This is a genomic window from Bhargavaea ginsengi, from assembly GCF_900109165.1.
Lineage (GTDB): Bacteria > Bacillota > Bacilli > Bacillales_A > Planococcaceae > Bhargavaea > Bhargavaea ginsengi.
Genome location: NZ_FNZF01000002.1, coordinates 71042 through 92462, shown reverse-complemented (window position 1 = coordinate 92462; position 21421 = coordinate 71042). Strand labels below are relative to the sequence as shown.

Genomic DNA, 21421 nt, shown 5'->3' with positions numbered 1-21421 from the left:
TGTCACTCCTCCCACATGGTTTCCTGGAACGCTTTTCTGCCCGATCCCGCAAAGTAGCGATTGTAATGGGCAGGGTTCTTCATGTAATAGTCCTGGTGCTCCTCCTCTGCCGGATAAAATTCTTTGGCGGGAAGGATCTGTACGGCGATCGGCCCGTCGAATTTACCGGCTGCTTCAAGTTCTGCTTTGGACTGCTCGGCCGCCGCGCGCTGGTCTTCGTCAAGATAGAAGATCGCTGTCCGATAAGAGTCTCCGCGGTCGAAAAACTGGCCGCCGGGATCGGTCGGATCAATCTGCCGCCAGAAAATATCAAGCAGCTCTTCATACGAAATGACTTCAGGGTTGAAGGTGATTTCAACGGCTTCATAATGGCCGGTCGTTTCAGAACACACCTGCCTGTAAGTAGGGTTTGGGACATGGCCGCCCGTATAACCGGAAATGACTGATTCCACCCCTTCATACTTGTGGAACGGTTTCACCATGCACCAGAAGCAGCCCCCTGCAAAAATCGCTTTTTCGGTTGCCATACGATGCCTCCTATTTTCGCGGGATGAGAATTTCAAGTTCGATATCATCCTGCGGAAGATTGATTTCTTTTGCCCTCACCTGGATGCCGCCCGAAACCGGCAGCCTGGACAAATCGATAAACAGTTCTTCTTCTTTCGGCCGGACAACCATCCAGGCGGGCAGTCCTACTGTATCACCCAGAAGCTTTAGGATGGTGGATGGCGGAATCGTCAAGTTGCCGACTTCCACCGATTTCTGTTTAAGCGTCAGGTTGCCGTCGTCAAGAACCTCCGGTTCAAAGTGCATCGTAACCGGCAGCTGGACGGCAAAAACGGTCAGTTCGGACACGAGGAGCACATCATCCTCAAATTCAAGCTTGACCGGAATCCGGTCATTGTTGATGGCTTGCCTGATATACGTATTCGCGATTCCCTCCAGATCCTCGCGGGAGGCGGTCACCGTGAGCCTGTCTGCCCCGTCAGCAGCCGGAGCGGCCAGCGGAAGAGGGGTTCCCTCGACCGGCCGGCTGATCCAGAACACAAATGCCAGGGCGCCTGTCACGATCAGCGCCGCCAAAAGAAAGAAAGCGAGTTTCCATTTATTCACCGGCATCCACCTCTCAAAATTCCAATTCCCCTCCGGACAGCCGGTTCAAACCGCACCGTGAGAGTGCGTCCATGATCCTGTCCGTCATCCTGCTGTACCCCTTGCCGTTCGGGTGGAAAAAGTCCGTATGATAAACAAGATCACGGTTGGTGATGAACAGGTCGTCCACAGGAACATAGCAAGCCCTTCCATCTGCCACCGCGGCATCTTCAAGGACCGCATTCCAGTCGGACAGAATCCCGTCAAATTCACTTTCCTCGTCAGTCACGACCGTCAGCGGGTTGTAAAGACCGAGAACGATGAGGACCGCGTCCGGATTTGCCCGCCGCACCTGGAAAAGCGAAGTTGAGAGACGGTCCATGAACGGCTCCAGTTTCCCTTCAAACGCTTTCGCGTCCAGGCTGAACAAATCCTCCTTGACGACCTTCATAAGATCGTTTCCACCGATCGTCAAAGTGAGAATGTCCGCTTCGGCAATGGTTTCACGAACCCTGGGATCTGACAGCTGCTCTGCAAGCTGATCACTCCGTCTGCCTCGTTTTGCCAGATTATGGACCACGACACCCTTTACACCTTTCCATTCCTCCATCTTAACCGCGAGACGGCCGACGTATCCTTCCCGTTTCCGGTCGTCACCGACACCTTGAGTAAGCGAATCTCCAAGGCCGACCAGCACGACCGTTCTCGGAGCGAAAGTCGGAGGCACTTCGTATTGCCCAAAGCCGCGATCCTCCATTGTGCCGAAGCTTACGGGGTCACTGCCCGGTAAGCAACCGGTCAGGAAAAGGGCCGCGGCAAGAATCCAAATCCTTTTTTTCATCTCTATTTACCCCTTTTCGAACCAAAAAGCGGGGAACCCCAGGCTCCCCGCCATCCATGCTCAATCCCAGTAGTACATGAATCCAATTGCCCCGGGACCGGTATGGGTGCTGATGACGGGAGATGTGAACATCAGCTTCACGTCCTGGAATCCGTCTTCTTCGATCATCTGCTTAAGCGGTGCAGCCATCGCCATGCCATTGGCGTGGGAGATACCGACCGCACGCAGCTTCCGGCCGACCGTCTGCTCCTTGAAGTCCTTGAAAAGCTGACGGACAACCTGCTTATGGCTTCTCGCCTTGCTGACGGGCGTGTAGACACCTTCTTTCAGTGCTGCGATCGGCTTAATATTCATAAGGGAACCGATCATCGCCTTCCCCTTGCCGATCCTGCCTCCCTTGACCAAGTTCTCAAGTGTATCTACTACCACATACAATGCGGTGTTTTTCCTGACGGTGTCGACACGCTCAAGAATTTTATTGAAGTCTTTTCCGTCCTTCACCATCCTTGCGGCTTCGAGCACCTGGAACGAAAGTGCAAAGGAAATGAATTCCGAATCCACAACGGTAACATCGGCATCCGCCAGTTCCGCTGCGGCCCTGGCGGATTCTACGGTTCCGCTCATTCCGCCGGTCATATGGATGGAGAGAATCTTTCCTCCATCTTTTCCAAGGGACTCGTACAGTTCCTTGAAAACACCGACAGGCGGCTGTGAACTTTTGGGCAGTTCTTCGTTTTGTTTCATCATGTCCAGGAACTCTTCCGGAGACAGGTCGACCCGATCGACATATGTCTGTCCTCCGATCTGGATGGAAAGCGGCACGACATGGATGCCGAGCTCGCTGACGGTCTCCTTGCTGATATCTGCTGTTGAGTCTGTTACGATATGAATGGTTGTCATACTGTCGCCCTTTCAGATTTTGCTGATTCGCTTGCTGTTATTGGTGGTAAAAGAAGAATAGAATTCGGCGGACAGCTAAGTCAAGGAAAGAGAGGTGGAGGCGTTGGCCTTCGATTACAAAAACAAAAAGGAAGAATTATGGAATGCGATTACACACGGACTCGGTTTTATCCTGAGCATCCCCGCATTGGTCTTCCTCATCCTGAAGGGCAGCGAGTACGGCTCCGGACTCCATATCACCGCGTATACCATTTTTGGCGTCTCGATGCTTGTGCTGTACCTCATGTCTACATTGCTTCATAGTATGCCTGTCAAATATAAGCGATTCTTTTCAATCCTCGACCATTCGTCGATTTACATTCTGATTGCAGGGACTTACACACCGCTGGTCCTGACGTCACTGGGTGGCAAGCTCGGCTGGACCCTGTTTGGAATCGTCTGGGGACTTGCTATCCTCGGCATCCTGTTCAAGGTATTCTTTATCCACCGTTATGAAGCGGTATCACTTGTTTTCTATATCGCGATGGGCTGGCTGATCGTCTTCGCTCTCCGCCCTCTGCATGCCGTGATCGGGACAGAAGGAATTGTACTGCTTGTCATCGGCGGGCTGTTATATACCTTCGGTGCCATCTTCTATGCATGGCGCCGCATCCCGTACAATCATGCCATTTGGCACCTGTTTGTAATCGGAGGAAGTGCCGCGATGTACTTTTCCATATTGCTCTATGCCTGACCGGCAGCCGGATTTCCGGCTGCTTTTTTTATTTGTGCGGTTGCGGTTCACGCGGTTCTGACAGTCTCCTGTCGTGGTTTCCGGGCGGCCCTTTCAGCCGCAGCTTCACGGATCCTCTCTTGCACGATTCCGGTAATCTCAGCCGCGGAGCGGTCAAGCATCTCCTGGTGGCTAACCGCCTCCAGAACATCGACCGTTACAGATGCCGGTTTGATCCGGTTATTGTTTTGTTCCATGATTTCGGATGTGCCATGGATGGCGACCGGAACAATTGGGACACCGCCTTCCATGGCAATCCGGACAAATCCGGACTTAAAATCCCCCGGCTGCCCTCCACGGCTTCTCGTCCCCTCCGGGAAAATAAGCATGGAATGGCCGGATCGGAGCTTTTCAGCCATGTCACGGATTGATCGGACGGCGCTGCGCCTGTCCGAGCGGTCGATGAATACGCAGTTCATCTCCTCCATCCAGTCCCGGATGACCGGAAGCTTTTTGACTTCCTTTTTCGACATAAACCCGAACGGCTTCGGAAGATGTGCGATCAGGACCGGGATATCAAAGTTTCCCTCATGATTGCTGACGAACAGCACCGGGCCTTCCGGCAAATCCCCTCTGACAGTCATCTTGATTTCGCTGTTTGTCCGCTTAAGAATTCCGGCAGCCCATTTTCTCGGTTCCCTGCTGACCGTATCCGCCAATACTTCGGAGGCAGCGGTACTTTTCATCCTGCGGATCTGTCTCAATGCGGGGATTGAAAAAGGAAGATAACCGAAAAGGTAGCCATACGTTCTGATGCTGCGGACCGCATTCAAAGTGTCTGCTTCCTTTCATAGATCCGGTAATCGTAAGGAACCCCATCGTCGGACTGGTGTTCTTCGGACTGGGAAACCAGGACCCAGCCGTCCTTGTATTCGGGGAAATACGTGTCCCCTGCGAATGACTGCTTAACAAGCGTGACATAGAGCCTGTCAACCTTGTCCATTAGCTCATTGAAAAGACCTGCGCCGCCAATGACCATCACTTCCGGGGCATATTCCTCCGCACGGCTGATGGCGTCTTCAACTGTGTTTACCACAACAGTTCCTTCGGCTTTATAGTCAGGATTGCGGGTGACGACGATGTTTAGGCGGCCCGGGAGGGGACGGCCGATCGATTCGAACGTTTTTCGTCCCATCACCATCGCTTTGCCCATCGTCTGTTTCTTGAAATAAGCCAGGTCGCCCGGCAGATGCCAGGGCAACTGGTTGTCTTTCCCGATCACGAGATCCGGATCGTGCGCCACAATATAGGAAATCATCATTTGTCCTCCTTTGGATCAGACCGCAATCGGTGCTTTGATCTTCGGATGCGGGTCATATCCTTCCACTCGGATATCCGCTGTCTCCAGCTCAAAGATCGATTTTCCGTCGGCTTCAATTACAAGTTCCGGCAGCTTTTTAGGCTCACGGGATAGCTGCTCGTTCACCTGGTCAAAATGATTGGAGTAAATATGCGCATCGCCGAGCGTATGCACAAACTCATCCGGTTCAAGACCTGTCTCGCGGGCAACCAGATGAGTCAGAAGCGCGTAAGAAGCAATATTGAACGGCACACCGAGGAAAACATCCGCACTCCGCTGGTAAAGCTGGCAGGACAGCTTGCCGTCCGCCACATAAAACTGGAACAGCGTGTGACATGGCGGCAGAGCCATATCCTCAACTTCTGCCGGATTCCACGCGCTCACGATGTGGCGGCGGGAATCGGGGTTGTTTTGGATTGAACCGATGACATTCTTAAGCTGGTCGATCGTCCCTCCGCGGCCGTCCGGCCAGGAGCGCCACTGCCTGCCGTATACCGGCCCGAGATCTCCGTAGGTTTCCGCAAATTCGTCATCCGACAGGATCATTTCGCGAAACTTGTCCATTTCCAGGCCGAGGACTTCCTTGAATACAGGATCCTTTGCTGCCCGCCTGCCGAAGTCTGTCATGTCAGGGCCGCTGTATTCACCGCTATTCACGTATTTTTCGAATGCCCACTCGTCCCATATCGGGTTGCGTTCAGCGATAAGCGTCCGGACATTCGTGTCCCCTTTGATGAACCAGAGCAGTTCCGACACGATCAGGCGGAACGCCGTTTTTTTCGTCGTCATGAGCGGGAACCCTTCACTCAGGTCAAACCGCATCTGGTGCCCGAAAATACTGCGTGTTCCGGTTCCTGTGCGGTCCCCCTTGTCCGTCCCGTTCTCCAAGATTGTTCTGCAAAGCTGTTGGTATTGTTCCATCCCGTACGCCTCCTTATGATTTCGTTGATTCGCCGGGTCATCTATGTATTCTTGTTCTACCCAATTCTAACACGCCCGCCACGCTCATTCTATTTTAGAAACACCAAGACCGGCATGGATGTCGAAGTCCATGCCGGTCTTTTAGGAAAGCCATTTTGGGGGTGTGTTCTTGGACCAGAAAATATCACCGAGCTCGATATGGCGGCTGTAGCCGTCTTCTGAGGTGTGGTAATGGAAGTTGAAGTAATAGCCGTCAAGGGGCCGCTTGTCCGTGCGCACATGGAATCGGATCAGGTCTTTTCCGCTTTCTGTGTCAAAAATGTGAAAGATTTTTTCTGAGTATCCGCCAGCGGGCTGTTCGCTTATCGAAAGTGAACGGCCTCCATCATCTCCGATCGAAACAAGCGTTATCTCGATCGCTTCTTCGATTTTCGGGAGGATGACCTGATCGAACTCATCCGAGATGGCCGGGCCGATTTTCGAACCGAACTTCTCATAGGCCCGGTCTCGTGCTGTTGCCTTAGCCAGTTCGGAAAATGGCGCATCTTCCACTTCTGTAAACGTTGTTGGCAGTTCAGCAGCAACAGCGGTTCCGGTGCTGCCCGCAATCTCCTTCTGGCCCCGCTCATCCAGGAGCTGATCCCAGATTTCATGGCTCGGTGTGATAAAACCGAGCGTGACAAGCGCTACTGCAGCCATCAGAGATTTCTGGATCCACTTTTTCATGATCTTTCCCCCCGTTTGATCAATCAATCGGCGAAACCGCCGTCTGTATGTATAGTGGTTTTCTTCTCGCTGGTTTCATTGTACAATAGACGGGGACTCAATATAAATAGTTCCCAAGCTCCAAAGGAGGTACTATGATGGACGCAAGCATCTGGATTGGAATCGGCTTCCTCGGGCTTCTTGCCTATCTGAGCTACTTTAACTTCACGCACTGATCAGCATTCAATCCCCTTCCCGGGGGAAACCGAGAAACTCCCTGAGCGATAGGCTCAGGGAGTTTCTTCATGCTTCTCATCGGTATCCGCTTGTTTTCCGATAAGCCGATGATAGCCATTTTCTTCTTCTGACAGCGCGGCAGAAAGAATCTTTTGGGTTGCGGACAGATATGCCGCTGCAGCCTCAGCATTTCCCGACTCTGCTTCCTCGATTCCTTTCGGGATCCGTTCAAGGAGCAATTCCATCTTTGCCCTCGTCCGCTCCCGGGCATCATGAATCTGATTCAGGCGTGCAATTTCTTGTTCGAGGCGGTCAGTCATACCAGTGATCTCCTTCAGGAGACAGCCGGCTGTATTTGCACGGCAACTCTCCAAGCTTGTAATACTTTGATTATACAAGAACGCGTAGATTTGTTTACACTTTTTTGATTCATCTTCAGGACTGACGTTAAAACTGCCACACGGACTATCCGTGTGGCAGTTTTAATAATAATCAAATCCCGATAAAGCCGTAATGAAATTTTGTGTTGGGTCGTTCGATGCGGGTGAATCCGTACCGGTCGAACAATTCAGACCTGAAGTGGGCTTTCAGCACGACACGCCTCCGGGCGACCCGGACAGCATCCCTGAAGAGCCGTTCATCCGGCAGATTGTGGACGCCCGCTGAACGGAGCGGCGCAAAAGCGGCTGCTTCCTCGATCGTCTCCTCAAACATCGGATCAAGATAAACGATGTCGTAGCTCTTGGAATCACAATTTTGCAGAAAATCGGACGCCTGGGTATTCCGCACATCGATCCGGCGCATGGATTCCAGCACTTCTTCCGGCGAGTCGCTGTAAGTTGCCAATCCGTGGCCCACGATATAGGTGACCATCGGGTCGGCCTCGCAGGCTGTCACCCGCCCGGAGGGACCTGTGACAAATGAGGCAACAGTGCTGTCGGAGGCAAGTCCCATTGTGCAATCGAGGAAGGTGTCCCCCGGTCTGAGACCACATACATCCACCATGGCATCATTTCCTCCACTCTGCAGCCGCTTGATGCGGATGGCAGCGAGGCCCGGATGGAAGAACAGCGGCTTTACATCAGGGTCGGTATGGTACTCGTACCGTTCTTTTCCGGCCACGACGACCGGACGGCCGAATTCCCCCATCAGTTTGCGGACGGACCGTTTCTTCCTCGGCACAAAATCTGTGCCCAGCTCCCCGGCCACGTGCTGAGCAAGCCGGACACTTTCTTCGTCCGGATGCTGGCCGGTGGTTACAATGGGCAAGTTCACTTCACCATCTGGCGGAGAACGCCGGATAGGTGTGCCTGAACTTGCTCGAGGTCATGGTCTTCGATTTGTTCGCGCGGAATGAAATATTTGAGTTCGGAGCCCTCCAGTACAGCGATCGAAGGGGAACTTGGCGGCACTTCCTCAAAGTAGCCCCGCATTTTCTCGGTTGCCTCACGGTCCTGTCCGGCGAATACCGTAACGAGGTTCTCCGGTTTCTGATTAATTTCCTCAAGTGCTGCTGCCACTGCCGGACGCGCAAGTCCCGCCGCGCATCCGCAGACGGAGTTGATCACGACAAGTGACGTGCCTTTTGCGGACGACATGAATGCATCGACATCCTCCGCCGTCGTCAGTTCACGGAAACCATTTTCCGTCAGTTCGCGGCGCATTGGTTCCGCCACCTGCTTCATGTATGCCTCATATGCTTCCATTTTTCATTCCCCTTTCGATTTTGTTCTCATCTCGGTCATCTGTTTCCACATCGACCCTTTCGCTTCCTCCCCGCCTGCGATTCTGGCCGCGGCCATTTTCGCCTGGAGCTTGACCTCGAACTCCGGATCGTCTTCCATCTCATTTAGGGCAGGCAGCGCTTTTTCGGTGCCGGTTTCGTACAGATACATCGCTCCCCGCCAGCGGACAATCTTGCTTTTGTCCTTGAGCGTGCGGATAGCCAGGTCCTCGAATTCAGGGAAGCCGAGGTCACTCATCGCATCTGCGGCAGTTCGACGGACCGGTGCGCTCTTGTCCTCCATCGCCTTTTCGATATAGGGGACGACGGCAGGATCTTCGATCATGCCGAGATAAACGACGGCCAAACGGCGGATCGACATCTTTTCGTCTCTCAGTGCCTCCATCAGAAGCGGCACATCCGACATGTCCGGGTCAGGCAGCTGGTCGAGAAGGCGGAACCGTTCTTCCCAGCTTGCGGCCGCCTGGTATTCCTCCAGTGTCACCCTGCGGCGGCCGAGGACCGGTGCTTCTTTCGTCTCGCTGCCGGCCTCCATGATGGCGTCCAGCCGCTCCTGCGGGTAGGCAGCTTCGATTTCCTTTACGACTTCCTCGCCGATTTCCTTTTTGTCTCCGTAACGGATGCCGTAATCCGCCCATTTGCGCTGAAGGATATAGTTCTCGTCATCCCCTTCCATAAGCGCATTCATGGCATCGACAAACCGTTGGCCTAGGCCAAATCGTTCTTCGCCACGGTCATCGAACACCTTCACCTGGAGAGGGACACCCTTATATTGCTGGACATGAATGTACACCTCACCAAAGTGCTCATCCGCTTCGGCGGCTTCCGTGCCGGCTTCCTGTTCCTCGCCGAACACTTCCCGGACTCCTGCAAGAATCGGCTCCCAGTCGTACTTGCCGTTGCGCTCGATGGCCAGGAAGTCCATGACGTGATAAATCCCCTTCACTCCTTCAATGCCGAAGATCTGGCGGATAAAGTCCGGTGCTTCCTCAAGATTATCTGTTTTATAGTTGTGAGCCTTGCCGAACGGCAATTCCCTGTCGATGACGATTTTCATCGAGTTCGGGCTCGGCGTCGGTTCTATAGTTACAATTTTCATGTTCCCATGCCTCCTGTGTCGATCATGCTTCGGCAATTTCTTCAAGATAACTCCACCGCTCAATGAGAATCTCATATTGCTGATTCAGCTCATCCAGCCGCGCGGAAATCTCGCTTACTTTCCCGTAGTCGGCTCCGGCATCGGCAAGCGCTTCTTCAGCTTCCATGATTTCCTGTTCGGTTCTCTCGATCTTGGCGCCGATCTCTTCCCATTCTTTCTTTTCCCCGAGAGTCATCTTCTTTTTCTTCGGCTTGTCCGGCTGTTGTGACACCTTTTCTGCACCGGCAGGCGGAACGGCAGATTCTTTATCTTTCGATGCCGCTTTTTCAAGGTAGTCGGTGTAGAGTCCGAGCTCCTGCGTGACCTCCCCGGAACCATCCAGTATCCACAGTTTGCGCGAAGTGCGGTCAAGGAAAAAGCGGTCGTGGGAAATCGTGACGACAACTCCCGGGAATGAGTCGATGAACGTTTCAAGCACCGACAGTGTCTCCAGGTCCAGGTCGTTTGTCGGCTCGTCCAGAAGCAGGACGTTCGGCTGCTCGATGAGCAGGCGGAGCAAGTATAGCCGCTTCCGTTCACCGCCGGACAGCTTGCCTATCAGCGTGCCGTGGACATTCGACGGGAACAGGAACTGTTCAAGCATTTGGACAGCAGAGTACCTTGTGCCGTCCTGTCTGCGAATATCGTTCGAAGCCTCCGTGACATAAGAGATGATCCGCTGGTTCGGATCCATCTCGGGCAAGTGCTGAGTGAAATGAGCGATTCTCACGGTTTCGCCACGGATGATCTCTCCGCTGTCCGGCTTGATGGAGTCTGCAAGCAGATTCATGAGCGTGGACTTACCCGCTCCGTTCGGCCCGATGACCGCCACACGGTCTCCACCCTGGAGAAGGAACGAAAAGTCTTTGATGACCTCTCTTCCGCCGTATCCCTTAGTCACACGCTCTCCTTCGAGCACTTTCTTTCCGAGGCGGGAAGCTGCGAGCGACAGGTCGAGCGGATCGGGTCCGTCATCTTTTTTCACTTTCTCGGACAGTTCCTCAAAACGCCCGATCCGTGCTTTCTGCTTGGTCGATCGGGCTTTGGCACCTCTCCGGATCCATTTCAGTTCGTTCCGGTAGCGGTTCTTGTTTTTCTCGAATGTGGCGGCATCCTGCTCGATCCGGAGCGCCTTCGCCTCAAGAAAGTCCGAGTAGGTTCCTCTGTGGCTGTAAAGCGTCCGGTCGGCGAGCTCATACACCTTGGATGCGACCGAATCCAGGAAGTAGCGGTCATGCGTGATGAAAAGAATGGCACCGCCAATCTGCTTCAGGTAATCCTGCAGCCACTCGATCGATGTTACATCCAGGTGGTTGGTCGGTTCGTCCAAGAGCAGAAGATCTGCCGGCTCGAGCAGCACCCTGGCAAGGGCTACCCGCTTCCGCTGGCCGCCGGAAAGACTGCCCGCCTTTGCCTCATAATCGGTGATTCCGAGTTTTGAAAGGATGGTTTTTGCTCTGGCGTTCAGGTCCCATCCCCCGTCCGAATCCATCCGGTTCTGCAGGGTCGTGAAGCGGTCTTGTGCCGCAGCATTCTCCGGATTGTTCCCGAGCGCGCGCAGCACTTCCTCATATTTCCGGTTCAGCCGGATCAGCGGGGAATCCCCGCCAAAAACAATCTGAAGCACATTAAGTTCAGGGTCCGGACGCGGATCCTGCGGCAGATGGGCGATCCGGTAGTCGTTCGGATGATCCAACGATGCTGAGTCCGCATCGAGTGATCCGGCGATGATCGACAAAAGCGTCGACTTGCCGGTTCCGTTGATGCCGATGAGGCCGATCCGGTCGCCTTCATAAATGGTAAAGCTGATATCGTTGAACAGTGTCTTGTCGCCGACGGTCTTCGTCAGGCCCGACACGATGAGATGTCCCATGTTACCCACTTCCTATCCGGTATATAGACAATTCCATCATACTAAAAATACAGTGCCGGAACCAATCCGCTGATTTTCAGGGAGTTTCCTCCCGTTGTAAAGGAAAAATTTTCAGAAACTTAACCTTTCCGGTTAGCGATATTGATACAATGGTAGCAAGTGACGATTCATCTCAAGGGGGGAACGACTTGAAATTCCGGCTGTCCAAAGAAGAGAAAAGCTGGGCGTTCTACGACTGGGCCAACTCCGCCTATTCCATTATCATTACAACCGCTGTTTTTCCGCTGTTCTATAAAGCCGCGGCTACCAATGCGGGAGTAAGCGCCACCGACTCGACGGCCTACCTCGGCTATACAATCTCGATCTTCACATTCATTCTGGCGCTGCTCGCCCCCATACTTGGCACAATAGCGGATTACCGTGGCATGAAGAAAAAATTCTTCACCGCCTTTTTCATCCTTGGGACCGGGGCCACTGCCGCTCTTGCTTTTATCCCCGCTGACAACTGGCTCATGCTGCTAGTCGTCTATACATTTGCCGCGCTCGGGTCGACCGGGGCGAATGTGTTCTATGACTCTTTCCTTACAGATGTATCAACCTCTGAGCGCATGAACCGCGTATCGGCACTTGGCTATGGGATCGGGTATATCGGGAGCACGATTCCGTTCATCATCTCGATTGCCATCATCCTGCTGTCGCAGTCCGGAGTCATCCCGCTCTCCGTGACGAATGCGAGCCGAGCCGCGTTCCTGATCACCGCAGCATGGTGGATCCTGTTCTCGGTGCCGATGTTCCGGCATGTGCACCAGATCCACTTTATCGAACCGGATCCGAAACCTGTCGCACAAGCTTTCAAGCGTCTCGCCAATACCTTCCGTGAAATCAGGAAATACCGCGGCCTGTTTTTGTTCCTGCTTGCCTATTTCTTCTATATCGACGGCGTCGGCACAATCATTTCCATGTCGACCGCCTACGGCTCCGACCTCGGCATCGAAGCCAACAGCCTGTTGATCATCCTTTTTGTGACGCAGGTCATCGCCGCTCCGTTTGCCATCCTATACGGCCGGCTCGCCGACCGGTTCGGCACGAAGCAGATCCTGTACGTCGGCATCGCCGTCTATACATTTGTCTGCATCTACGCCTATTCCATGGATTCCGTCGCCGACTTCTGGGTGCTTGCGATGCTTGTCGGCACTTCCCAGGGCGGCATCCAGGCACTTAGCCGCTCGTACTTTGGACGCCTGGTCCCGAAAGAGAACTCCAACGAATTCTTCGGATTCTACAACATCTTCGGGAAATTCGCCTCGATCATGGGACCGCTCCTCGTGGGTATCACGGCACAGATGACCGGCAACACAAACGCCGGTGTCTTCAGCCTCATCGTGCTGTTCATCATCGGCGGTATCATCCTGTACTTCGTTCCGGATCCTTCCCGATACGAGCCGGTGCCGGAGAACTGAATAGGCAATAGGACGATCCGAAGCTAATAGGCTTCGGATCGTCCTTTTTAATTGGTTCATGTGGTGAAGGCTTTTGCGACGGCAACACCGAAATTCGCGTCGACAATATCATTTTTCGTGTCGGCAACTCGGGATTTTGCGCCTTCAGTACCTTATTTCGCGACTGCAACCCACCATTTCGCGTCGTTCACTCTTTATTTCCGGTCTCTTTCCAATACACCCGCAACCCTGTGAATGCCATGGATCCTTCCAACCGGACAAATTTTCCGGTACGGTCATTTTGGAAATGTGTAGGTGCCACCGGCCGCAGATGGTCTGTGCGCCCATCAGTCAAAATTACCAATCCACTTTCAGCCGCATCGATCCGGAAGCCGTCCGGGTCTTCATCGTTCCGGTAATGGCCGGTGAATGTCTTCAATTCATCGGGGGATACCGGAACATCAGGAAGGCTGACTGCCGCTTCCTCAGGAGATCGCCCGAGCGCCGTATAGATGGCACCCTTCATCAGCTTTTCCGCGGACACACCGGTCCTGTTCGTCAGGACGGCAACAGTGATCCCCTGATCGGGAAGGAAGCCAATTGAGGAAGAGACACCCGGCTGGCCGCCCCCGTGGTGGACGAGGACTGAGCCACCAAAGTCAGGCGTGACCATCAAACCATGGCCGTAGAAAGTGGTTCCATCGACCATGGCCACACGTTTTTGCATTCCCGATGTATCGACATTTCCAATCACGGATTCACGGAACGAGCGGTCCGTATACAATCTTCCGTAGATGAGGAGGTCATTCACCGTTGAGCGGACGCCTCCGCCGACTGCATAATTGCCGAGTGACGGCCAGTCCACCGGCAAAAGCTTTTCCGAGTATTGAACAGCGGTATTCGCATGCACTCCCTGCTCGGGCGGCGTGAAAGTAGTTCTCATCATACCGGCAGGCCGGACAATGCGATCCATGATGAATTCCCGGTAATCCATGCCTGACACCCGTTCGATGATTGCGCCAAGAAGCAGGAATGCATCATTTGAATAACTGATCTGCTCGCCGGGAGCACCAATCGGTTCCATGTCCAGACTTTCCAGGTACCTGATATGGTCATCAAATCCCTCTATCTCTTCACGCCGTCTCACCGGCGGCATGCCGGTAGTATGTGAGAGAAGGTGACGGAGTTCTGCATTCCTGATTACGGGAACCAATTCTGCTTCCGGCACATACATGACTGCCGGGTCCGTGAGTGAAAGTTTTCCTTCCGCGGTCAAAATATGTATGGCAAGCGCCGTAAACGACTTGGTCACGGACGCCGTTCCGAACACCGTATCGGGTGTTACGTTCGCTGCTCCCCCCGCGTCAATTGTTCCGAAGCCGCTCACAAAAAGCGGCTCCCCGTTCCGCGCGGCACCGATTGCCATTCCCGGAATTTCTTCCCCACCCCGTATTCTCTCTGCAAATTGTTCGTATGCCTGCCAATCCATGCACTCTTCCCCCTTTCCTAATCTTATTCGACTGAGGAACCCGGTGTCCTTCCCTAAACAAAAGGAAGCCTTCATCCGCTTTATGCGAACGAAGGCTTCTGATCACTTCAATACAAATTCAGTCGAGCTGTGGCCCGCTTTTGACTTGGTGACTTTGAGGACCGCCGGCATGGCTGACTTGAGTTCTTCGACATGGGAGATCACGCCGACGACACGGCCGTTCCGCTGCAGTCCGATCAGCGCCTCGATCGCCTTTTGCAACGATTCCGGATCAAGTGAGCCGAACCCTTCGTCGATGAACATCGTATCGACACGGATGTTCCCCCCGAATCCCTGGATGACATCCGCCATCCCTAAGGCCAGGGAAAGCGATGCATTAAACTTCTCGCCCCCGGAAAGTGTACGGACGTCCCTTGCCTGTCCCGTGTAGGCATCATACACATCAATGCCAAGGCCGCTCTGCCGTCCGCGGGCTTCCTGCCGGTCGCTGCGCAGCAGTTCAAATTGGCCATTCGACAGGTCCTTCAACCGCTCGTTTGCCGAAAGCAGAATTCGCTCCAGGTATTCAATCTGCAGGTAGCGTTCAAACGACAGCTTGTCTGCGTTTTGTCCGCGGATCAGATCATACAGACCCGCCACTTTACCGAGCTTCTTCTCAAGCGTCTCGGCTTCAGTGGCCGCTTCCCGCATAGCGGCAATACCTTTTTTGATCGTGTTCAGTGTATTGCGGGAATGGATGAGCCGCTCCTGTGCCAGGTCGCATGCAGTCTTCGCTTCTTGTGCCAGCAGCCTGAGACCCTCCAGATCCGCACGCTCACTGCCTTCAAGATTTGCGGCGAGTTCGCTTTCTCTAATTTTCACGGCATGGAAGTCATTCTCGAACGTCCGGATGATTGCTTCTGTCTCATCCGCCAGGTGATCAGACATGAGCGCTGCATGATACGCTTCCGCAGAACTGAAAGTGGAAGCGGCAAGCTTTTCCCGGAAGGCAGCTTCTGCCTCCTGGAGCTGGTTCTCCGCTTTTTCATTTTGCCTGACAGCGAAAGTCAACGATTGTTCGGCAGCTTTCCGTTGGTCCGCCGCCTCTGTGGCGGCTGTTTCCAGCTGTTCCTTCATGCGGTCATGCTTTCCGATTATTTCGCGGAGCCTTGCCAGAGCCATATCAAGTGATCGGACATCACCGTAGCCTTCCGGAATCGAACGCTCCAGTCCGGTGATGGTCGCTTCGAGGGAGGCGATTCGGCTTGTCGTGCCCGCCAGATCTTCTGTATGATTCGTCAGCTTGGCAGCAACTTCATCTACCTTTATCCGGAGGCTTTCCTCGTCCTTTCGCAGTGACGAAAGCTGGTTTCGGCGTGACTTGGCAGTTGAAATGGCTTCCTGAAACTGCTCCGACTGTTCCTTCCTGGCGGCCAGGATTTCGGCGGCTCCGGCTACTTCCAGTCCGCGCCCTGACAGGCGGTCTGCAGATTGCTCCAGCTGTCCGTTCTGAAGCTTAAGGATGCTTGCCGAGCTGACCGCATTTGATTGCGCTGCAAGAAATACCGCCTCGGCCTCTTCAAGTGCGGAGTGATCCGGACCGTCAGTGGAGCCAGCCGGTGCAGGATGCTCGGTACTACCACATACCGGACAGGGCGCCCCGTCATGGAGATGAATGGCAAGTGAAGCCGCCTGGCTGTCCCGAAGCTGTTGTTTCAGTCGATGCAACACGGCTTCCGCTTCATCCTTCCGGCACTCGTCACGCTCTGCATCCTCCCCTGCTTTCCTGACAATCCCCAGGAGGCGGAGATGTTCCTCAAGAAGTTCGCAGTCCCGCTCGGCTGCCGTGAGCTGTTCATGAAGTTCATCTGTGCCAGCAAGGGCTTCTTCAAGGGCCGCGATTTCTTCGCGGAGGGATTCCTGTCTTTCTCGGAGCTTTACGGCGCCAGCACGGAGGGACTCCGCCTCATCCGACAGCCTTTTCTGTCCGGCCTGCTCAACGGCCAGTTTAAGAAGTGCCTGTTCACGCTCATCGAGTCGGGGTCGTGCTTCCTCGAGACGCTCCGCTTCCCGGCGCTTGGCGTCGATCTGGGGATCTCGTTCCCTAGCTTCCAGCGCTCTGGCAACGGCTGCTTTTTCGGCTTCCTGTGATGCGGAGAGAGTCAGCTCCGCCTGTTTCACAGCCTCTATCGCCTGTTGTTGCTCCCGCTTTGCATCCGCCATTTTTTCCTCAGCAGGACGGATTCTTGCCGCGAGGCGTGCAAGATTGACCGCGCGGCGTTTTTCCTCCATCTCTGGGAGACGTTGATTCAATCCGGACAATTGACGCTTTTTCTCTTCCCACTCTGCCAGCCTGCTGTTCAGCTCTTGTGCAGCGGATAGTCGCCGGTTGGCTTCCATGAGCCCGGCCTCCAGCTGTTCCGCTTCTTTTGTCAGCCGCTCCGTCTCGATCAGCCGACGTTCCTGTTCACCGAACAACCCCTCGATGACTTTCCCCGCATTCGGATGTTCATCGGAAAGGCTGGCTGCCAGTTCTTCGCTGAGGTCCGGGAGCGTATCCAGAAGATGCTTGGCCTGCCAGGCAATTTGGCCCGAAGATTTTTTCCATTCCACCTCGACGGCGGATTTCCTCTCTTTCAGAGCCGCTTCCATGTCTTTGTATTTCTTCGTGCGGAAAATCCTCCGGAAGATCTTTTCCTTGTTTTCCGTATCGGATGTAAGCAGTTTCCGGAACTCCCCCTGCGGTAGCATGACGATCTGGCTGAACTGGTCGTGGCTAAAACCGATCAGCTCGGCCACCTTGGCATTGACCTCGGTTGTCATCTGGCGATCGGTGACAGGCTTTTCTGTTTCACTGTCGATCTTGAACAGCTCGATCCGGTCACCCGTCGCGCTTTTGTTTCCGGCCTTCACATGGGGCATGCGGCGCATGATCCTGTAGGTATCTCCAGCCGATTCAAACCAAAGCTCGACTTCCGTATGTACTTTATCGTCCGCAAAGTCGGAGCGGAGGCTCCGGTCTTCGCGCTCTTCACCGCTCGCCTTGCCGTAAAGGGCGTAGCAAATGGCATCAAAAATCGAGGTTTTCCCTGAACCAGTCGGACCCGAGATGGCAAACAGACCCCGGTCCCCCAGTTCAGTGAAATCAATCGTTTCGCATTCCTTATAGGGGCCGAATGCCGTCATCTTCAGCTTCAGCGGTTTCATCGTTTCACCGCCTCCTTCACTGTCTCGCGCTCATCCGCAAGCAGCTCATCCAGCACGCTACGGAAAAGTTCTTCTGTCTCCTCATCAGGCGCACAGCCCGTGATTTCCTCGTGGAATGCCCGGAACATGGCGGCATCATCCATCTCTTCCGTCCGTCTGCCCGGCTTGTCCGTTCCGTCAGGCCGGACAGGCATCACCCGGGACACATGGAGGGCGTTCGGGAAAACGGATCGGATCCGCTCCATTGGGTACAGGACAGGCGTTTCATCGAGCAGCCGGACAAACACATAGTCTTCCGAATGCGGCATCTCAAGAATTTCAGCAAGCGTCCCCTCCACTGTTCTCATGTCACGCCGCGGGTTCAGCGGCCGGTGTTCGACAGTTACCTGCCCCTCACCGTCCAGTTCCACGCAAAGGAAGCCCTTGTTGTGGGTCTCTTCGGAGATCGAATACTTCAGAGGGGATCCGGAGTAGCGGACCACCGGGCTCCCGACCGAATGGGCACGGTGAAGGTGGCCGAGTGCCGTGTAATGGAACTTGCCGAAGCGCCCCGCATCCACGTATTCCGCCCCGCCGACAGACAGCGGGCGTTCGGATGTGCTTGTGTTCTCCTCGGGCTCCGCGCCTGGTGTCACGAAGGCATGTCCGATCAGCACATGGCGTGCTGCCGGGTCAAAACCGCCGCAGCGGTGGTCAAGCAAGCAACGCATCGCCTCATCATGATTTGTAACCGAATCGTCTTCATATAGCGCCCGGACAACCGATGGGTCGGCAAACGGCACACAGTGGAAGTGAACTTCACCGTGCTCGTCTTCCAGGATGACCGGAGCGGCATCCGATTCCAGGATTCCGCTCATATGAAACCCTTTTTCCTTCATAAAGCCACTGCCGAAATGAAGGCGGTTCGGGGAGTCATGGTTGCCCGCTACCGCTATTACCGGAATTCCGAGCCCGAGCACGATTTCCGAGAGGACGTCATCCAGCAGGCGGACCGCATCGGTCGGCGGTACCGCCCGATCGTACAGATCGCCCGCGATGATGATGGCGTCCGGCCGTTCCGTCCGTGCGGCTTCGGTCAGCTGCTCAAGCACATGGCGCTGATCCTCCGTCATATGCACCCCCTGGACGATCTTGCCCAAATGCCAGTCGGCCGTATGGAAGATTTTCATCTATTTCCCACCTTTTCATCCGAGTCTTTTTCTATTAAATGATTATACCATCTCAGACCTGTCATACAGGACCGGTTTTCCAGCTCAGCTCAGTCAGTTTCCCCGGACCGCAGGACTTTCGCTTCGAGGCCGATCTCAACATTCCCTTTGATGGCACGGCTGATCATGCAGGACGTCTCCGCCTTTTCCGTAATGCGCCTTGCAAAGGAAATCTTCTTTTCGTCTGTCCCCGCAGCAAGCACGAGCCTAGGCTTGTGCACAATCCTCTTATAGGTAAAGACACCATTGGTCACATCCACGGTCGCCTCGGAATCCATCGTGAGCGACTCCTTGTCGATTCCGGAACGCTCCAGCATGGCAGCAAGCGTGATGATATAGCAGGTCGCCGCCGCCCCCAGAAGCATCTCATCAGGATTCGTCCCGACTCCCGGTCCGTCCATTTCCGGAGGGATGGAAATCTTCGTCTTCAGATTCCCGGACTCGATGACGCCGACATCATTCCGAAGACCGGGCCAATCGGCTTTTAGTTTAAAAATATGTTCTGCCATGGAATCACCTCTCTCTTGTTCTTCATGGTAGAACAGATGTGCGCACATTGGCAAGGAAGATCGGAGGCTGACCGTACACAAACACAAAAACACCCGCCATCCACAAATGGCGGGTGTCGCTATTATTAGATGCCGAGCACTTCAGTCTCATCTTTCGTAAAGGCCCTGGAGCGGGAGAGGAACCGCTTCCCCTCCACCCCTTCCAGGGAGAACATGCCGCCCCGTCCGTCGACGACGTCGATGATGACCTGGGTGTGCTTCCAGTAGTCATACTGGTTTTTGTTCATGTAGAACTTGGCGCCGCCGATTTCGCCGAGGAGGACATCCTGGCTGCCGATCAGCAGGTCGCCTTCGGGGTAGCACATCGGGGATGATCCGTCGCAGCAGCCGCCGGACTGGTGGAACATGACGGGGCCGTGCTTTTCCTGCAGTTTGCGGATCAGTTCGATCGCTTCATCCGTTGCGGTGACGCGTTCAACCATGTAGCATCCTCCTTCCGGATCAGAAGAAGCCCTGCTTGCTTTCGTCGTAGCTGACGAGGAGGTTCTTCGTCTGCTGATAGTGCGAGAGCATCATCTGGTGCGTCTCGCGGCCGATGCCGGACATTTTGTATCCGCCGAATGCCGCGTGTGCCGGGTAGGCATGGTAGCAGTTCGTCCACACACGGCCGGCCTGGATGCCGCGGCCCATCTTGTAGGCGGTATTCATATCACGGGACCATACGCCTGCTCCAAGGCCGTAGAGCGTGTCATTAGCGATTTCAAGCGCCTCTTCGGCATCCTTGAATGTCGTGACAGCGACGACTGGACCGAAGATCTCCTCCTGGAAAATGCGCATCTTGTTGTCGCCCTTGAAGACGGTCGGCTTGACGTAGTAGCCTTCGGCGAGGTCGTCCTCGAGCTGGTTGCGCTCGCCACCTGTCAGGCATTCTGCGCCTTCTTCTTTGCCGATCTTCAGGTAGGAGAGAATCTTTTCCAGCTGCTCATTGGATGCCTGGGCACCCATCATGACATCAGGATCAAGCGGGTTGCCGGTCTTGATCGCTTCGACGCGCTTGATGGCACGCTCGATGAATTTGTCATAGATGGATTCCTGGATCAGCGCACGCGATGGGCATGTGCATACTTCACCCTGGTTGAGTGCGAACATGACAAACCCTTCTACCGCTTTGTCGAGGAAGGCATCGTCTTCATCGAACACGTCTTCAAAGAAGATGTTCGGCGACTTGCCGCCCAGTTCGAGCGTGACCGGAATCAGGTTCTGCGATGCATACTGCATGATCAGGCGGCCGGTTGTCGTTTCGCCCGTGAATGCGATCTTGCTGATGCGCGGATTGGACGCGAGCGGCTTTCCGGCTTCAAGGCCGAATCCGTTGACGACGTTGATCACGCCCGCAGGGAGCAGGTCTTCGATTAGTTCGACCAGCACCATGATTGATGCCGGTGTCTGCTCGGCCGGCTTCAGGACGACACAGTTGCCTGCGGCAAGCGCCGGAGCGAGCTTCCAGACCGCCATAAGAATCGGGAAGTTCCAAGGGATGATCTGTCCGACCACGCCGAGCGGCTCATGGAAATGATAGGCGACCGTATTGTCGTCAATCTGGCTGATGCCGCCTTCCTGAGAACGCAGCGCACCCGCAAAGTAACGGAAATGATCGATGGCAAGTGGGAGATCGGCATTAAGCGTCTCTCGGACCGCTTTGCCGTTGTCCCATGTTTCCGCAACCGCCAGCATTTCGAGATTTTCTTCCATGCGGTCCGCGATTTTCAGGAGGATCCTGGACCTTTCTTGGACGGAAGTCTTGCCCCAGGCATCCTTGGCGGCATGCGCGGCGTCAAGCGCCTTCTCGATATCCTCTTCCGTGGAACGCGCCACTTTCGTGAACACCTGGCCCGTCACCGGGGTGATGTTATCAAAGTACTCACCTTTTGCCGGGGGCACCCACTGGCCTCCGATATAGTTGTCGTACTTCTCCCGGAAGTTGACTTTCGCACCTTCCGTGTTGGGATTTGCATAAACCCGGGACTTGATCACTTGTACCATTTGTTCATTCCTCCCATTCTTGTA

21 protein-coding genes are annotated in these 21421 nt (G+C 54.6%); 2 read left to right on the top strand and 19 right to left on the bottom strand.

From position 1 onward, the window contains the following. Window positions 1-2: 2 nt before the first annotated feature. The 4 genes from msrA to BMX91_RS05635 are packed head-to-tail and all read right to left on the bottom strand — an operon-like array spanning window position 3 to window position 2833. Window positions 3-527: a peptide-methionine (S)-S-oxide reductase MsrA gene (gene msrA, locus BMX91_RS05650; protein WP_092050981.1), complete on the bottom strand. Its 525-nt coding sequence runs from the start codon at window positions 525-527 to the stop codon at window positions 3-5. A 10-nt stretch (window positions 528-537) separates the two neighbouring features. After that, complete coding sequence (locus BMX91_RS05645; RefSeq protein WP_245744296.1) at window positions 538-1119, bottom strand: YpmS family protein; 582 nt, start codon at window positions 1117-1119, stop codon at window positions 538-540. Window positions 1120-1126: 7 nt separating this feature from the next. After that, entirely contained in the window at window positions 1127-1933 is an 807-nt protein-coding gene (locus BMX91_RS05640) for an SGNH/GDSL hydrolase family protein (RefSeq protein ID WP_245744294.1), read from the bottom strand. 60 nt (window positions 1934-1993) lie between these two features. Next, a complete protein-coding gene (locus BMX91_RS05635) occupies window positions 1994-2833 on the bottom strand; it encodes a DegV family protein (RefSeq protein WP_092050979.1) in 840 nt (279 codons plus the stop codon). Window positions 2834-2936: 103 nt separating this feature from the next. Between BMX91_RS05635 and trhA the strand changes: the two genes are divergently transcribed. Further along, a complete protein-coding gene (gene trhA, locus BMX91_RS05630) occupies window positions 2937-3566 on the top strand; it encodes a PAQR family membrane homeostasis protein TrhA (RefSeq protein ID WP_092050977.1) in 630 nt (209 codons plus the stop codon). A 47-nt stretch (window positions 3567-3613) separates the two neighbouring features. On the opposite strand, the gene BMX91_RS05625 is transcribed toward trhA, so the two are convergent. The 9 genes from BMX91_RS05625 to BMX91_RS05585 all read right to left on the bottom strand — a co-directional run bounded on the left by BMX91_RS05625 (window position 3614) and on the right by BMX91_RS05585 (window position 11523). Beyond that, window positions 3614-4378, bottom strand: coding sequence for a lysophospholipid acyltransferase family protein (locus BMX91_RS05625; protein WP_092050975.1), 765 nt, complete (start codon window positions 4376-4378; stop codon window positions 3614-3616). Beyond that, window positions 4375-4863, bottom strand: a complete 489-nt coding sequence (locus BMX91_RS05620) for a dihydrofolate reductase (RefSeq protein ID WP_092050973.1) — start codon at window positions 4861-4863, stop codon at window positions 4375-4377. The genes BMX91_RS05625 and BMX91_RS05620 overlap by 4 nt, the downstream gene beginning before the upstream one ends. 18 nt (window positions 4864-4881) lie before the next feature. Continuing rightward, window positions 4882-5826, bottom strand: coding sequence for a thymidylate synthase (locus BMX91_RS05615; protein WP_092050971.1), 945 nt, complete (start codon window positions 5824-5826; stop codon window positions 4882-4884). Between the two features lie 141 nt (window positions 5827-5967). After that, a complete protein-coding gene (locus BMX91_RS05610) occupies window positions 5968-6552 on the bottom strand; it encodes a YpjP family protein (RefSeq protein ID WP_092050969.1) in 585 nt (194 codons plus the stop codon). 269 nt (window positions 6553-6821) lie between these two features. After that, window positions 6822-7088, bottom strand: a complete 267-nt coding sequence (locus tag BMX91_RS05605) for a hypothetical protein (protein ID WP_177168292.1) — start codon at window positions 7086-7088, stop codon at window positions 6822-6824. A 172-nt stretch (window positions 7089-7260) separates the two neighbouring features. Beyond that, window positions 7261-8037, bottom strand: a complete 777-nt coding sequence (locus BMX91_RS05600; RefSeq protein WP_092050967.1) for a class I SAM-dependent methyltransferase — start codon at window positions 8035-8037, stop codon at window positions 7261-7263. 2 nt (window positions 8038-8039) lie between these two features. After that, a complete protein-coding gene (locus tag BMX91_RS05595; RefSeq protein WP_092050964.1) occupies window positions 8040-8474 on the bottom strand; it encodes a BrxA/BrxB family bacilliredoxin in 435 nt (144 codons plus the stop codon). 3 nt (window positions 8475-8477) lie between these two features. Beyond that, window positions 8478-9611 carry a conserved virulence factor C family protein gene (locus BMX91_RS05590; protein WP_092050962.1) on the bottom strand — a complete coding sequence of 378 codons (1134 nt, stop codon included), beginning with the start codon at window positions 9609-9611 and terminating at the stop codon, window positions 8478-8480. A gap of 22 nt (window positions 9612-9633) precedes the next feature. After that, window positions 9634-11523, bottom strand: a complete 1890-nt coding sequence (locus tag BMX91_RS05585) for an ABC-F family ATP-binding cassette domain-containing protein (protein ID WP_092050960.1) — start codon at window positions 11521-11523, stop codon at window positions 9634-9636. A 188-nt stretch (window positions 11524-11711) separates the two neighbouring features. On the opposite strand from BMX91_RS05585, the gene BMX91_RS05580 reads away from it, so the two are divergent. Beyond that, window positions 11712-12983 carry an MFS transporter gene (locus BMX91_RS05580; protein ID WP_245744292.1) on the top strand — a complete coding sequence of 424 codons (1272 nt, stop codon included), beginning with the start codon at window positions 11712-11714 and terminating at the stop codon, window positions 12981-12983. A 187-nt stretch (window positions 12984-13170) separates the two neighbouring features. On the opposite strand, the gene BMX91_RS05575 is transcribed toward BMX91_RS05580, so the two are convergent. From BMX91_RS05575 to adh, 6 genes are all read right to left on the bottom strand, one after another. Next, window positions 13171-14451 (bottom strand): serine hydrolase domain-containing protein, encoded by a 1281-nt coding sequence (locus BMX91_RS05575; protein WP_177168291.1) that lies wholly within the window; start codon window positions 14449-14451, stop codon window positions 13171-13173. 102 nt (window positions 14452-14553) lie between these two features. After that, window positions 14554-17637, bottom strand: a complete 3084-nt coding sequence (locus BMX91_RS05570; RefSeq protein WP_092050956.1) for an AAA family ATPase — start codon at window positions 17635-17637, stop codon at window positions 14554-14556. Further along, window positions 17634-18806, bottom strand: a complete 1173-nt coding sequence (locus BMX91_RS05565; RefSeq protein ID WP_092050955.1) for an exonuclease SbcCD subunit D — start codon at window positions 18804-18806, stop codon at window positions 17634-17636. The genes BMX91_RS05570 and BMX91_RS05565 overlap by 4 nt, the downstream gene beginning before the upstream one ends. Window positions 18807-18895: 89 nt before the next feature. Next, on the bottom strand, window positions 18896-19354 hold the full coding sequence (locus BMX91_RS05560; protein ID WP_092050953.1) for an OsmC family protein: 459 nt from the start codon (window positions 19352-19354) through the stop codon (window positions 18896-18898). A 125-nt stretch (window positions 19355-19479) separates the two neighbouring features. Further along, entirely contained in the window at window positions 19480-19836 is a 357-nt protein-coding gene (locus tag BMX91_RS05555) for a DUF779 domain-containing protein (RefSeq protein ID WP_092050951.1), read from the bottom strand. Window positions 19837-19855: 19 nt separating this feature from the next. Next, the gene (gene adh / locus BMX91_RS05550; protein WP_092050949.1) at window positions 19856-21397 is read right to left on the bottom strand and encodes an aldehyde dehydrogenase; all 1542 of its coding nucleotides are present in this window, start codon (window positions 21395-21397) and stop codon (window positions 19856-19858) included. Window positions 21398-21421: the final 24 nt, after the last annotated feature.

Excerpts from the sequence above, each read along its gene's own strand:
- adh (WP_092050949.1), bottom strand. The coding sequence starts at position 21,397 with ATGGTACAAGTGATCAAGTCCCGGGTTTATGCAAATCCCAACACGGAA.
- BMX91_RS05595 (WP_092050964.1), bottom strand. The coding sequence starts at position 8,474 with ATGGAAGCATATGAGGCATACATGAAGCAGGTGGCGGAACCAATGCGC.
- BMX91_RS05615 (WP_092050971.1), bottom strand. The coding sequence starts at position 5,826 with ATGGAACAATACCAACAGCTTTGCAGAACAATCTTGGAGAACGGGACG.
- BMX91_RS05645 (WP_245744296.1), bottom strand. The coding sequence starts at position 1,119 with ATGCCGGTGAATAAATGGAAACTCGCTTTCTTTCTTTTGGCGGCGCTG.
- BMX91_RS05620 (WP_092050973.1), bottom strand. The coding sequence starts at position 4,863 with ATGATTTCCTATATTGTGGCGCACGATCCGGATCTCGTGATCGGGAAA.
- msrA (WP_092050981.1), bottom strand. The coding sequence starts at position 527 with ATGGCAACCGAAAAAGCGATTTTTGCAGGGGGCTGCTTCTGGTGCATG.
- BMX91_RS05565 (WP_092050955.1), bottom strand. The coding sequence starts at position 18,806 with ATGAAAATCTTCCATACGGCCGACTGGCATTTGGGCAAGATCGTCCAG.
- BMX91_RS05635 (WP_092050979.1), bottom strand. The coding sequence starts at position 2,833 with ATGACAACCATTCATATCGTAACAGACTCAACAGCAGATATCAGCAAG.
- BMX91_RS05605 (WP_177168292.1), bottom strand. The coding sequence starts at position 7,088 with ATGACTGACCGCCTCGAACAAGAAATTGCACGCCTGAATCAGATTCAT.
- BMX91_RS05570 (WP_092050956.1), bottom strand. The coding sequence starts at position 17,637 with ATGAAACCGCTGAAGCTGAAGATGACGGCATTCGGCCCCTATAAGGAA.
- BMX91_RS05640 (WP_245744294.1), bottom strand. The coding sequence starts at position 1,933 with ATGAAAAAAAGGATTTGGATTCTTGCCGCGGCCCTTTTCCTGACCGGT.
- BMX91_RS05585 (WP_092050960.1), bottom strand. The coding sequence starts at position 11,523 with ATGGGACATCTCATCGTGTCGGGCCTGACGAAGACCGTCGGCGACAAG.
- BMX91_RS05610 (WP_092050969.1), bottom strand. The coding sequence starts at position 6,552 with ATGAAAAAGTGGATCCAGAAATCTCTGATGGCTGCAGTAGCGCTTGTC.
- BMX91_RS05560 (WP_092050953.1), bottom strand. The coding sequence starts at position 19,354 with ATGGCAGAACATATTTTTAAACTAAAAGCCGATTGGCCCGGTCTTCGG.
- BMX91_RS05575 (WP_177168291.1), bottom strand. The coding sequence starts at position 14,451 with ATGGATTGGCAGGCATACGAACAATTTGCAGAGAGAATACGGGGTGGG.
- BMX91_RS05590 (WP_092050962.1), bottom strand. The coding sequence starts at position 9,611 with ATGAAAATTGTAACTATAGAACCGACGCCGAGCCCGAACTCGATGAAA.
- BMX91_RS05555 (WP_092050951.1), bottom strand. The coding sequence starts at position 19,836 with ATGGTTGAACGCGTCACCGCAACGGATGAAGCGATCGAACTGATCCGC.